Source organism: Micromonospora sp. NPDC049801, assembly GCF_040656575.1.
Lineage (GTDB): Bacteria > Actinomycetota > Actinomycetes > Mycobacteriales > Micromonosporaceae > Micromonospora.
Map to the genome: position 1 here is coordinate 38061 of NZ_JBFAMS010000011.1, position 12979 is coordinate 51039.

Annotated in this window: 9 protein-coding genes; 5 read left to right on the top strand and 4 right to left on the bottom strand. The window is 71.8% G+C overall.

Features of this window, described 5'->3' with window-relative positions; translation table 11 throughout:
* Window positions 1-36 precede the first annotated feature (36 nt).
* Genes hisC through hppD form a run of 4 tightly spaced genes read right to left on the bottom strand, consistent with a single transcriptional unit; the run spans window position 37 to window position 4175 of the window.
* Window positions 37-1140, bottom strand: coding sequence for a histidinol-phosphate transaminase (hisC, locus tag AB0I89_RS20180; protein WP_357128723.1), 1104 nt, complete (start codon window positions 1138-1140; stop codon window positions 37-39).
* Window positions 1137-2162 carry an RDD family protein gene (locus tag AB0I89_RS20185; protein ID WP_357128726.1) on the bottom strand — a complete coding sequence of 342 codons (1026 nt, stop codon included), beginning with the start codon at window positions 2160-2162 and terminating at the stop codon, window positions 1137-1139. Before AB0I89_RS20185 ends, hisC begins: the two co-directional genes overlap by 4 nt.
* Window positions 2163-2199: 37 nt before the next feature.
* The gene (locus tag AB0I89_RS20190) at window positions 2200-2958 is read right to left on the bottom strand and encodes an RDD family protein (protein WP_357128728.1); all 759 of its coding nucleotides are present in this window, start codon (window positions 2956-2958) and stop codon (window positions 2200-2202) included.
* Window positions 2959-2969: 11 nt separating this feature from the next.
* Window positions 2970-4175 (bottom strand): 4-hydroxyphenylpyruvate dioxygenase, encoded by a 1206-nt coding sequence (gene hppD, locus AB0I89_RS20195; protein ID WP_355050977.1) that lies wholly within the window; start codon window positions 4173-4175, stop codon window positions 2970-2972.
* A gap of 130 nt (window positions 4176-4305) precedes the next feature.
* Here hppD and AB0I89_RS20200 point away from each other — a divergent pair, with 130 nt between their 5' ends.
* The 5 genes from AB0I89_RS20200 to AB0I89_RS20220 all read left to right on the top strand — a co-directional run bounded on the left by AB0I89_RS20200 (window position 4306) and on the right by AB0I89_RS20220 (window position 12938).
* The gene (locus AB0I89_RS20200) at window positions 4306-4812 is read left to right on the top strand and encodes an Lrp/AsnC family transcriptional regulator (protein WP_357128732.1); all 507 of its coding nucleotides are present in this window, start codon (window positions 4306-4308) and stop codon (window positions 4810-4812) included.
* Between the two features lie 136 nt (window positions 4813-4948).
* Window positions 4949-6361 (top strand): PQQ-binding-like beta-propeller repeat protein, encoded by a 1413-nt coding sequence (locus AB0I89_RS20205; RefSeq protein ID WP_357129239.1) that lies wholly within the window; start codon window positions 4949-4951, stop codon window positions 6359-6361.
* A gap of 114 nt (window positions 6362-6475) precedes the next feature.
* Window positions 6476-8143 carry a fumarate hydratase gene (locus AB0I89_RS20210; protein ID WP_357128735.1) on the top strand — a complete coding sequence of 556 codons (1668 nt, stop codon included), beginning with the start codon at window positions 6476-6478 and terminating at the stop codon, window positions 8141-8143.
* A 109-nt stretch (window positions 8144-8252) separates the two neighbouring features.
* A complete protein-coding gene (locus tag AB0I89_RS20215) occupies window positions 8253-11231 on the top strand; it encodes a BTAD domain-containing putative transcriptional regulator (RefSeq protein WP_357128738.1) in 2979 nt (992 codons plus the stop codon).
* A gap of 297 nt (window positions 11232-11528) precedes the next feature.
* Window positions 11529-12938 carry a class II fumarate hydratase gene (locus AB0I89_RS20220; protein WP_357128741.1) on the top strand — a complete coding sequence of 470 codons (1410 nt, stop codon included), beginning with the start codon at window positions 11529-11531 and terminating at the stop codon, window positions 12936-12938.
* Window positions 12939-12979: the final 41 nt, after the last annotated feature.

The following is a 12979-nucleotide window of genomic DNA, read 5'->3' on the forward strand; positions in this document are numbered from 1 at the left end:
AGCTCTTATGTCACCGGTTGGTCATACCGCGTTCGCTCAGGTCAGCGCCGCCTCCGCGGCGGCCAGGAACGCGTCGTTCTCGGTCGGGGTGCCGATGGTGACCCGGACGCCGTCCCCGGCGAACGGCCGCACGATCACCCCGCGCGACTCGCACGCCTTGCCGAACGCCACGGCCCGGTCGCCCAGCGGCAGCCAGACGAAGTTCGCCTGGCTGGTCGGAACGTCGGGCACGAACTTGCGCAGCGCCTCGGTGACCCGGTCCCGCTCGGCGACGACCAGCGCGCACCGGCGCTCCATCTCGTCGGCCTGCGCCAGCGCCGCGAGCGCGCCGGCCTGGGCCGCAGTGCTCGTGGAGAACGGCGTCACCACCTTGCGGACCGCCGCCGCCACCGCTGGCTGCGCGACCAGCCAGCCGATCCGCAGCCCGGCGAGGCCCCACGCCTTGGACAGGGTGCGCAGCACCGCCACGTTCGGCCGACCGAGGTAGTCCAGGCCGTCCGGCACCTCGGGGTCCGTGACGAACTCCCGGTACGCCTCGTCGATGACCACCAGCACGTCGTCCGGCACCGAGTCGAGGAACCGGTCCAGCTCGGCCCGGCGGACGGCCGTGCCGGTCGGGTTGTTCGGGTTGCAGACCAGGATCATCCGGGTCCGGTCGGTCACGGCCGCCGCCATGGCCGCCAGGTCGTGCCCGTGCCCGGCGTCGTTGGCGACCCGCACGCTGGTCGCGCCGCTGGTCGCCGCGATGATCGGGTACGCCTCGAACGACCGCCACGCGTACAGCACCTCGTCACCCGGCAGGCAGGTGGCCCGCACCAGGTGCTCGGCGAGCGCCACCGACCCGCAGCCCGTGGCGATCCGGTCGGCGTCCACGCCGTACCGCTGGGCCAACGCGTCGCGCAGCGCGACCACGCCCATGTCCGGGTACCGGTGCGAGCCGCTGACCGCCTCGGTGACCGCCTCGACCACGCCCGGCAGCGGCCCGTACGGCACCTCGTTGCTGGCGAGCTTGATGGCCTCCGGCAGACCCAGTTCGCGGGCCAGGTCGGCGGGGCTGCGCCCGGGGACGTAGCTGGGCAGCGCGTCCAGGTCGGCGCGGGTCAGTCGCACCGCCGGCTGGTGACGTCCGGAGTCGGTCATGGGGTGTCTCCCGAGGGCTGAGGGTGATCGTCGGAGGCGGGGGGACCGGTGGTGGCGGGGACCTCGACGACCACCGTCAGCGCGCCCCGGTCGTGCAGCGCGCGGCGCAGCGGGTGGTCGACGAGCGGCGACACGGAGTCGATGAGCTGGACCAGCAGACCGATCCCGAAGCAGGGCCAGAGCAGGGTGGACATGCCCAGCGTCGTCCATCGGCGCAGCGCCCGGCCGAAGCCCAACGGCTGGTCGGCCTCGATGGGGACGGCGCGGATACGCATCACCCGCTTGCCGATGGTCTGCCCGTTGCCGGCCATGGCGGGCACCTCGTACGCCAGCCACAGCGCGGTGGCGATCACCACGATCGCCACCTGGAGGAGCCCGGCCTGTTCGCTGATCGGCGGCAGTCCCTCGCGGGAGGTGTTGCCCTCCATCCCACGCCGGAACGCCTCCCGCCAGTACGGCGTCAGCTCTTCCAGCCACCGCCAGACGAACCAGCCGTTGACGAGCACGTTCAGCGCGAAGACGACAGCGAAGTCGATCAAACGGGCGACCAGCCGCCGGCCGTAACCGGCCAACCTGAGCCCGTGCGGGCGCGGCTCCGGTGGACGGCCGGGCCAGCCGGGACCCCAGCCGGGCGGCACGCTCTGCGGGCTCCAACCGGGCGGGGTGCTCTGCGGGCTCCAACCGGCGGGACCGTTCTGCGGGCCCCAGCCCGGAGGCGGACCGCCCTGCGGACCCCAGCCGGGAGGCGGGGTGCCCTGCGGACCCCAACCCGGAGGCGGGACGGACTGCGGGCCGGGCCCCGGGTGGGCTGGCTGGCCGGATTGCGGCGGCCAGCCCGGCGGGGTCTCCGCCGAGGGAGAGCCGGCCGGGGTGACCGGTACGGGCGGCGGCTCGGGTGGGGGCGGTCCGTCGGGCGGGGTCGCGTCGACAGGGATGGCCGCGCCGAGCCAACCCTCGCCGTCCCAGTAACGACGGGTCTCGCGGTCGGCGGGGTCGACGTACCAGCCGGGCTCCACACTCACGCCGACGCTCCGCTGCCGTACCTGCTGGTTCGCTCGCTCACGAGGCAACCTTAACGACGACCGTCGCGGCGAACTTGTCGTGGAGGCACTGCTGCCAGGGCTTGTCCCAGAGCTGCCAGAAGCCGTCGACGTAGCTCAGGCCGGGGACCAGCGAGCAGGCCAGGTACTGCACGAGCCACCGGCGGCCGGCCATCCGCCGGTCCAGCGTGCGGTTCGGATCGAGCGGCACCACGCGCAGCTTCATGATCTTCTTGCCGAGCGTCTGGCCGCCACGCTTGAGGTACTCCACGTGGTAGAGCCAGTAGAGCCCGAGCAGCACGACGAAGACGCCGAGCTCCGCCAGCAGGAGCGGCAGGAAGAAGTCGGTGAAGACGGTGGCCGGGTCGGGCTCCACGAGAGTGCCGTCCGGGTTGGTCCGGGTCATCTCGCTGAACATCTGCCACCAGAGGACCAGGAAGACCGGCAGGAACAGCACCATCGACACGACACTCGCCAGTGCCCCGTCGATGAGCCAGGCCAGCAGCCGGTCACCGAAGCTGGCCAGCGGCTGGCCGGCCGGGCTGAGCGCGGGCTGGGCGACCGGCCAGTGCGGCACGCCGTACCCGGGTGGGGCGTACTGCGGCGGCACGCCGTACCCGGGTGGGGGCTGGTGCGGCGGCACGCCGTACCCGGGTGGGGGCTGGTGCGGCGGCACGCCGTACCCCTGGGGGTGTGGGCCGGGCGATGGCGCGACGCCGCCGGCGGCGGGCGGAGGCCCACCGGCCGGCGGCGTCGGGTACGACGGAGGCTGCGTCACGTTCGACAGTGTTACAGGTTGCCGCGCGCTTCCTGCTCCCGCTCGATGGCCTGGAAGAGCGCCTTGAAGTTGCCCTTGCCGAAGCCCAGCGAGCCGTGCCGCTCGATCAGCTCGAAGAAGACGGTCGGGCGGTCCTGCACCGGCTTGGTGAAGATCTGGAGCAGGTAGCCGTCCTCGTCCCGGTCGACCAGGATCTTGCGCTCCTTGAGCTGCTCGATCGGCACCCGCACGTTGCCGATCCGCTCCCGCAGCTCCGGGTCGTCGTAGTACGAGTCGGGGGTGTCCAGGAACTCCACGCCGGCGGCGCGCATGGCGTCGACGCTGGCCACGATGTCGTTGGTGGCGACGGCGATGTGCTGGGCGCCGGGGCCCTGGTAGAACTCCAGGTACTCGTCGATCTGCGACTTCTTGCGGGCGATGGCCGGCTCGTTGAGCGGGAACTTCACCTTGCGGGTGCCGTTCGCGACGACCTTGCTCATCAGCGCCGAGTAGTCGGTGGCGATGTCGTCGCCGACGAACTCCGCCATGTTGGAGAAGCCCATCACCCGCTTGTAGAACTCCACCCACTCGTCCATCCGGCCCAGCTCCACGTTGCCGACCACGTGGTCGACGGCCTGGAAGAACCGCTTCGGCTGGATGCCGGCGTCGATCATGGGCTGCCGGTCGACGATCGGGCCGCGCGCCACGAAGCCGGGCAGGAACGGGCCGCGGTAGCGGGACCGGTCGACGAGCGTGTGCCGGGTGTCGCCGTACGCGGCGATGGAGGCCATCCGGACGGTGCCGTTCTCGTCGGTCACGTCGTGCGGCTCGACGACGCCGGTGGCGCCCTGGCCGACGGCGTGCGCGTACGCGGCGTCGACGTTCGGCACCTCGAGCGCGATGTCGCTGATGCCGTCGCTGTGCTTCGCCACGTGCTCCGCGCCGTCGGCGTCCGGGCGCACCGCGCCGGTCAGCACGAACCGGGCCGAGCCGCTGGTCAGCACGTACTGGGCGTGGTCGCGGTAACCCTGCTCCGGGCCCCGGTACGCGACGCAGGTCATCCCGAACGCGGTGGAGTAGTAGTGCGCGGCCTGCTTGGCGTTGCCGACCAGGAAGTGCACGTGGTCGAGCCCACGGACGGGGAACGGGTCGTGGCTGATGTCGTGGTCGACAGCGCCGACGAGCCGGTCGATGTCGACGTCCTCGGTCGACTGGGGTCGGTCGATCGCCTGGGTCATGGTGGCCTCCCTCGCGTACCGGCCGGCCTCGTGGGCCGGTTCTTGACCGAAGGATCGCGGGACGGGCATCGAGTGGGCAACTGTCAACGTAAAGGCTGGTCAGGTTGCGCATTCGGTATGGTCTGAACCCATGAATGGTGGGCAGGCTGTACAGCTCGACGCGCTCGATGTCCGGTTGGTCGAACTGCTCGCCGAGGAGCCGCGGATCGGGGTGCTGGAGTGCTCGCGGCGGCTCGGCGTGGCCCGGGGCACCGTGCAGGCCCGGCTGGACAAGCTCATCGAGCGGGGTGTCATCCGGGGCTTCGGTCCGGAGATCTCGCCGGCCGCGATCGGCTTCGGCGTGACCAGCTTCGTCACGTTGGAGATCAGCCAACGGCAGGGCCACGACCCGGTCACCGCCCACCTGGCGGCGATCCCCGAGGTGTTGGAGGCGCACACCATCACCGGCTCCAGCGACCTGCTCTGCCGGATCGTGGCCCGCTCCAACACGGACCTGCAACGAGTGATCGACCAGATCGTCTCGTTCGCCGGCATCACCCGCGCGTCGACGATCATCGCGTTGGCGGAGCAGATCCCCTACCGCACGCTGCCGTTGATCCGCAGCGCCGTCCGAGCTGAAGGAAGGGCACCTTCCTAACGCTTGCGGTAGAGGAAGGGCACCCCGTTAACACCTTCCGGCGCAGAAAGCGCGGCGACACGGCGGCGCGGGCGTACGGAAGATCCGTGATCGTGGCTACGGTGTGCGGGTGGCGAAGGGGAGCGTGCGCGTCGGGCTGCTGGCGGGCCTCGCCGTGGTCGTCGCCCTCGCCGCCACCGGCGTCTGGAACCCGTTCCCCGGTATCTGGGACTGGGTGGACCGCAGCGAGCCCATCTCCGAGCCGGACGTGGTCTGGCAGCAGCGGGTCGGCGGCACCCCGCGCAGCGTGACCATCGCCGGCGACACCGTCGTGGTCGAGCAGCGTACCCGGGTGGAGGCCCGCAGCCTGGCCACCGGCGCCCAGCTCTGGGAACGCAAGGCGGACTGGTCGGCGGTCGCGGGTGGCGACCGCGATCCGGTCGTCGCCGTGGGCAAGCTCCTGGTCAAGGGGTACGAACTGCTCGACCCGACCACCGGAGCGGTCCGACGGCGCGACGACGACGCGGTAGCCGTCTGGACGTACCGGAACCTGCTGCTGGACGCCCGCTGCACGGACGCCACCGACTGCACGCTGAGCGCGTGGGACCCGCGCGGTACCAAGCCACTGTGGACGGCCTTCCTGCCCGGGGTGCACAGCGGCCTGCTCGCCGACAACCCCGGCCTGCGCGGCACACGCCGGCTCGCCGCCACCCGCATCGACGACGGAGTGGCCGGGGCCGAGGCGGCACCTCCGCTGCTCGGCTTCCCGGTCGACGGCCGGGTGCACGTCGTCGACACCGCCACCGGTCGCGTGCTGCAGAACGTCGAGCCCGGCCGGGACGAGCGGCTGTCGGTGGTGGGCGGCCGGATGCTGCGGATCGCCGCCCGCTCCCAGGACGGCACCTGCTACTTCGCCATCTCCGCGCGGGACCCGGCGACCGGGCAGGAGGCGTGGCAGCGGGCCGGGGTCAACCTGCGCACCGCCGACACCGCCGGCTGCGTCCAGCGCGAGGACCCGCAGGGCGCGCGGAACGTGCTGATCGGCGTCGGCCCGGACGGCCGCGAGGCGGTCATCGACGGGTACGACGGACGGCTGCTCTGGGTCGGCGAGGCCAGCACCAAGCTCGTCGCGGTCGACGACCGCTACGCGGTGTTCCGCTCCGCCGACAAGCGCTCGGTGGTGTCCCGTGAACTCGGCGCCGACAAGGTGCGGTGGACCAGGCCGGCCAGCGCCAAGGCGGGCGCGGCGCTCACCCCGTACGCGGCGGTGCTCGCGGACGAGAAGCCGTCGCGGCTGGTCGCCCTCGACCCGCGCACCGGGCGGGAGTTGGCCGTCCTGCGTACCTCGGCGAACGCACTCGCCGTCGGCTCGCAGGGCATGATCATCGGCGAGGGTCGGGAGATCGGGTACGTCCGCTTCGGCGCCACGCCCGGCGCCCCCGTCCCGCAGCCCGGCGACGGCGGCAACCCCGGCCCGGGCGGCACCCGCCCGGGGTCGGGTGACGGCAACGGCGACTGCGGTCCCAAGGGTGAGTTGTGCACCGAACCGGACGGCGGCAAGGACGGCTGAGCGGGTGGGATTTCGGGGCGCTGAGCGCTGCCGACCTCGGCGGATGAGAGCGGCGTCCCAGACCCAGCCCGGCGGGTGGGAATGATCGACCGGTCTGCCCTAGGCTTGCCGCTCATGAGCAGTGCCGCCGCATTCTCGTACGCCCCCCTGCTGCCGACCGGCCCCGACCAGACGGAATATCGCCTGGTCACCGACGAGGGCGTGGACGTCGTGCACGGCCCGGGGGGTCGTCGTTTCCTCACCGTGGAGCCGGCCGCGCTGACCGCGCTGACCGCCGAGGCGATGCACGACATCGCGCACTTCCTGCGCCCCGGGCACCTGGCGCAGCTCCGGGCGATCATCGACGACCCGGCCGCGTCGTCGAACGACCGGTTCGTCGCGCTGGACCTGCTGCGCAACGCCAACATCGCCGCCGGCGGGGTGCTGCCGATGTGCCAGGACACCGGCACGGCGATCGTGATGGGCAAGCGTGGCCGGCACGTGCTGACCGATGGCGCGGACGCCGAGGCCATCTCCCGGGGCGTCTACCAGGCGTACACGAGGCTCAACCTGCGCTACTCCCAGCTCGCCCCGCTGACCATGTGGGACGAGCGGAACACCGGCAGCAACCTGCCGGCCCAGGTGGAGCTGTACGCCGAGGACCCGGACGGGCACCCGGACGCGTACAAGTTCCTCTTCATGGCCAAGGGCGGCGGCTCGGCCAACAAGTCGTACCTCTACCAGGAGACGAAGGCGCTGCTCAATCCGACGCGGATGATGCAGTTCCTGGAGGAGAAGCTGCGGCTGATCGGCACCGCGGCCTGCCCGCCGTACCACCTGGCCATCGTCATCGGCGGCACCTCCGCCGAGTACGCGTTGAAGACCGCGAAGTACGCCTCCGCGAAGTACCTGGACGCCCTGCCGACGCAGGGCTCGATGAGCGCCCACGGCTTCCGCGACCTGGAGCTGGAGGCCCAGGTGCTGGAGCTGACCCGCAACTTCGGCATCGGCGCGCAGTTCGGTGGGCGCTACTTCTGCCACGACGTACGGGTGGTGCGGCTGCCCCGGCACGGCGCGTCGTGCCCGGTGGCGATCGCGGTCTCCTGCTCGGCGGACCGACAGGCGGTCGCCAAGATCACCCCGTCGGGCGTGTGGCTGGAGCGCCTCGAAACCGACCCGGCGCGGTTCCTGCCCGAGGTCACCGACGATGCGCTCGACGCCGAGATGGTCGTCCGGGTCGACCTCAACCGGCCGATGGACGAGATCCGCGCCGAGCTGTCCAAGTACCCGGTGAAGACCCGCCTGTCGTTGTCCGGCCCGCTCGTCGTGGCCCGGGACATCGCCCACGCCAAGATCGCCGAGCGGCTGGACGCCGGTGAACCGATGCCGCAGTACCTGCGCGACCACGCCGTCTACTACGCCGGCCCGGCGAAGACGCCCGAGGGGTACGCGTCGGGCTCGTTCGGCCCGACCACGGCCGGCCGGATGGACGCGTACGTGGAGAAGTTCCAGGCCGCCGGCGGCTCGCAGGTGATGCTGGCCAAGGGCAACCGGTCGGGTCAGGTGACCCGCGCCTGCCAGCAGTACGGCGGCTTCTACCTCGGCTCGATCGGCGGTCCGGCGGCCCGCCTCGCCCAGGACTGCATCAAGCACGTCGAGGTGCTCGAATACCCCGAGCTGGGCATGGAGGCCGTCTGGAAGATCGAGGTGGAGGACTTCCCCGCCTTCATCGTGGTCGACGACAAGGGCAACGACTTCTTCGCCGAGGTCACCAAGCCGGTGCTCACCATCGGCCGCCGCTGACCGCTCCGTCCCGCGAGGAGGCGCCTCTCACGTCGGTGGTCGGCCTGCGTCGAGCTGTGATCGTCGGACTACTCTGCTGGTTGGTTGTGTGATCGACGCGGGGGAGTAGATGCGGTTCGGGATCCTGGGGTCTCTGCGTGTCGGTGGTGGATCCACCGTCACGGCAGGTCGGGACCGGGTCGTGCTCGCGATGCTGCTGCTGCGTGCGGGCCGGCTGGTGCCGGTCGACGAGTTGGTCGACGCGGTCTGGGAGGAAAATCCTCCGGCTACCGCCCGTGCCCAGTTGCAGACGTGTGTGTCGCGGCTGCGGCGTCGCCTCACCGAGCTGGGATTCACCCCGGGGACCATCGTCACCGATCCCGCCGGTTACGGCGTGCGTATCGAGCCCGCCGACCTGGACGCGAACCTGTTCACCCGGGGGGTGGAGGTGGCTCGGGCGGCGGGCGCGGCCGGTCGTCTGGTCGACGCCCGTACGCACTACCGGGCGGCGCTGGCGCTGTGGCGGGGCCCGGCGCTGGCTGGCATCGCCAGCCGTAGTGTCCGTCGCCGGGCGCAGACGCTGGACGAGCAGCGCCTCACGGTGCTGGAGGAGTGCGTCGACGTCGAGCTGCGCCTCGGGGGGGCCGCCGAGCTGATTGAGGAGTTGACCGAGAGCGTCGAGGTGTATCCGTCGCGGGATCGGCTGCGGGGGCAACTGATGCTCGCGCTCTCGTCGGTGGGTCGGCAGGCCGACGCGCTGGCGGTCTACCGGGAGGGCCGTCGGTTCTACGCCGACGAGTTGGGCCTCGAACCGGGTGTCGCTCTGCAGGAGTTGCACCAGCGGGTGCTGGCCGGTGACCTCGCGCTGGCCGGCCGGGAGGTCCGGTCGGTGGCGCCGGTGCGCTCGCTGCCCCGGGCGATCGGCGACTTCACCGGCCGGCAGCAGACGCTGGCGCGTCTGCTGAAGGATGTGGAGGCCGGTGCGCGGATCCAGCTCATCGACGGCATGGCGGGCAGCGGCAAGACCACGCTGGCGGTGCACGTCGCGACTGTCCTCGCGGAGAGCTATCCGGACGCTCAGCTCTACATCGACCTGCACGGGCACAGCGAGCGCACCCCGTTGACGCCGTCGGCGGCGGTGGCAACCCTGCTACGGCAGCTCGGTGTTCCCGCCGACCGGGTGCCGACGAGCCAGGACGACCGGTTGGCGCTGTGGCGCACCGAGCTGGCCGGTCGGCGGGCCCTGCTGGTGCTGGACAACGCCGCCACCGCTGGCCAGGTGACACCGCTGCTGCCCAACGGCTCGCACTGCCTGGTCCTGGTCACCAGCCGTCGCCGGCTGGTCGGCGTGGACGAGGGACGGCCCTTGTCGTTGCCGGTGCTCGACCGGGACGAGGCGGTCGAACTGCTCGGGCATGTGGTCGGCTCCGACCGGGTTGCCGCCGAGCCGGAGGCGGCAGCCGAGATGGTGCGGCGCTGCGGTCACCTGCCACTGGCGATCCGGCTGGCCGGCGCTCGCCTGGCGCATCGGCCCCGCTGGCGCATCGCCGACCTCGCGGAGCGGCTGTCGAGTCGACCCGACCCGCTGGCCGAGCTCGAGGCGGGCGAACGGTCCGTGGGCCGGGCCTTCGCTCTGTCGTACGCCCAGGTGTCGCCGTCGGCGCAGCGTGCGTTCCGGCTGCTGGGCCTGCACCCGGGGGTACGGTTCGACACCTCGGTCGCCGCCGTCCTCGCCGAGTTGTCCCTTCCCGGCGCGCAGGATCTGCTGGACGAGCTGGTCGACGCGCACCTGGTGGAGGAGGTGCAGCCGGGTCGGTACCGGTTGCACGACCTCGTCCGCGAGTACGCCCGGACCTTGATGGCCGATCCGGACCGGGCGGTGGAGCGCCGGGATGGCGTCGAGCGACTCCTCGATCACCATCTGCAGGTCGCCCTCGCGATCGCCCGCAAGCGGGAACTCTCCGCCTCTCGTCCGCAGCTCGTGGTGGCCGAGCCGCTCCGCGCCGACCTGGCCGCGATCGTCGCCGAGCAGGGCGGAGCCTGGGTCGACGAGAACGTGTCCCTGTGGCCGGCCCTGGTCCGCCTGGCCGAGACGGAGGGGTTCCCGCACTACTGCTGGCAGTTGACCAGGGCGTGCTGGTACGCCCAGTTCGAGAGCGGCCGTCTCGACGAGCTGATCGAGACGCACTCCGTCGGACTGCGCGCCGCGGAGGAGTTGGGGGACGAGCGGGCGGAGGCGACGCTGCTCAACTATCTCGCCTCGGCCCACTACCGGCTGGGTGACTTTCCCGAGTCGATCCGGGTGATGGAGATGTCGCTCGACATCTTCCGCCGGCTCGGTCTGCGTCGCGAAGTCCGCAACACCCTGGTCAATCTGGGCACCTCGTACGCCGCCAACTTCGAGTTCCAGCGGGCCCGGGATGCCTACGAGGCTTCCCGAGCGATGGCGACGCGGATGCCCGACAACGACGCGCTGGCGAACGAACTCAACAACCTGTCGATGAGCCTGCTGCTGTGGGGTCGGCTCGACGAGGCGGTGTTCACGGCCCGCAAGCACCTGATCGTCGCCCGTGAGATCGGCGAGCCGCGCCGCATCGCCAACGCCGTCGGGCACCTCGGGATGGCCCGGCACCGGATGGGCGACGTGGGGCCGGCCGGCCGGCTGCTGCGGGCGGCGCTGCGCCTGAAGCGGCAGGTGGGTGCCCGGTTCGGTGAGGGTGAGGTGTTGAACGAGATCGGGATGATGGAGCGCGAGGCCGGCCGTCCGGAGCGGGCCGCCGACCTGCACCGTTCGGCGCTCGTCGCGATGACCGAGGTGGGTGACCGCGTCGCCCAGTGCGGCTCGCGCAACCTGTTGGCCCGGGCCATCCTGGCTCAGGGGGACGTGACCAGTGCCCTCGATCTGTACCGCCGGGTGCTCGCCGACGCGACCGGGTTGGGCGCCCGCTACGAGCAGGGCCGGGCGCTGGAGGGCATCGGCCGGTGCCTGCTGACGACCGATCCGGCGGCGGCCCGCGCACACCTGACCCGGGCGCTGTCCCTGTACCAGCAGATCGACGTGCCGGACCGGCACGAGGTGGAGCGACTGCTCGCCATCGACCCACACTGATCGGTGGGTGACGCGACGAGGCGCCAGGCTTCCGCCTGGCGCCTCGCCCGTCGGTAGCACCTCCACCGACATCGGTACGCCCGCCCGCTGGGGGGTGGGACGGTCGCACCGCCCCCGTCGGATGTCGTCACCGCCAACCTGGAACAAGTCTGCGGTGCACCACACTCGATCCGCTCTCAGATCACTATCACCGGACCGCGTCGTGCTCCCGATGCTGCTGCTGCGTGCCGGTCGGCTGGTGCCGGTCGCCGAGTTGGGCTGACGGATCATCTGCGGTTCGGCCACGGGCGCGGCAGGATGGTACGCGTGACGACTCCAGAGGCGACCGGTTACCGGATCGAACGCGACTCGATGGGCGAGGTGGAGGTGCCCGCCGAGGCGCTGTGGCGGGCGCAGACCCAGCGCGCGGTGCAGAACTTTCCGATCTCCGGCCGGGGCATCGAACCCGCCCAGATCAAGGCCCTGGCCCAGATCAAGGGCGCGGCGGCCGAGGTCAACGGCGAGCTGGGCGTGATCGACGCCAACGTGGCCGCCGCGATCGCCGCCGCCGCCGCGCACGTGGCCGACGGTGGGTACGACGACCAGTTCCCGGTCGACGTCTTCCAGACCGGCTCCGGAACGTCGTCCAACATGAACGCCAACGAGGTGATCGCGACCCTGGCGAGCCGGGAGCTGGGCTCACCGGTGCACCCGAACGACCACGTCAACGCGTCCCAGTCCAGCAACGACGTGTTCCCGTCGTCGATCCACCTGGCGGCCACCCAGTTCATCGCGGAGGACCTGCTGCCGTCGCTGACCCACCTCGCCGAGGCGTTGGAGGGCAAGGCGGCCGAGTTCGAGACGGTGGTGAAGGCGGGGCGTACGCACCTGATGGACGCCACGCCGGTCACCCTCGGGCAGGAGTTCGGCGGTTACGCCGCCCAGGTCCGCTACGGCATCGAGCGGTTGCAGGGCTCGCTGCCCCGGCTGGCCGAACTGCCGTTGGGCGGTACCGCCGTGGGCACCGGGATCAACACGCCGCTCGGCTTCGCCGCCGCCGTGATCGGCAAGCTGCGCGAGTCGACCGGGCTGCCACTGTCGGAGGCCCGTAACCACTTCGAGGCGCAGGGCGCCCGGGACGCCCTGGTGGAGACCTCCGGGCAGCTCCGCACCATCGCGGTGGGCCTCTACAAGGTCGCGAACGACATCCGCTGGATGGGCTCCGGCCCCCGGGCCGGCCTGCGGGAGCTGCGCATCCCCGACCTTCAGCCCGGCTCGTCGATCATGCCGGGCAAGGTCAACCCGGTGGTCGCCGAGGCGATGCGGCAGGTCTGCGCCCAGGTCATCGGCAACGACGCGACAGTCGGGTTCGCCGGCTCGCAGGGCGACTTCGAGCTGAACGTCATGCTCCCGGTGATGGGCCGCAACCTGCTGGAGTCGATCCGGCTGCTGGCCGCCGCGAGTCGGCTGTTCGCCGACCGTCTGGTGGCCGGCCTGGTCGCGGACGCCGAGGTCTGTCTGGCGTACGCCGAGGGCTCGCCGTCGATCGTCACGCCGCTGAACCGCTACCTCGGGTACGACGAGGCCGCCTCGATCGCCAAGGAGGCGCTGGCCAAGCAGGCGTCCATCCGGGAGGTCGTGATCGCCCGAGGCCACGTCGACTCGGGCAAGCTCACCGAGACCCAGCTCGACGAGGTGCTCGACCTGCTCCGGATGACCCACCCCTGACCAGCGCCGCCCTCTGCTCACGCCCGGCGAAGCGCGGCGCG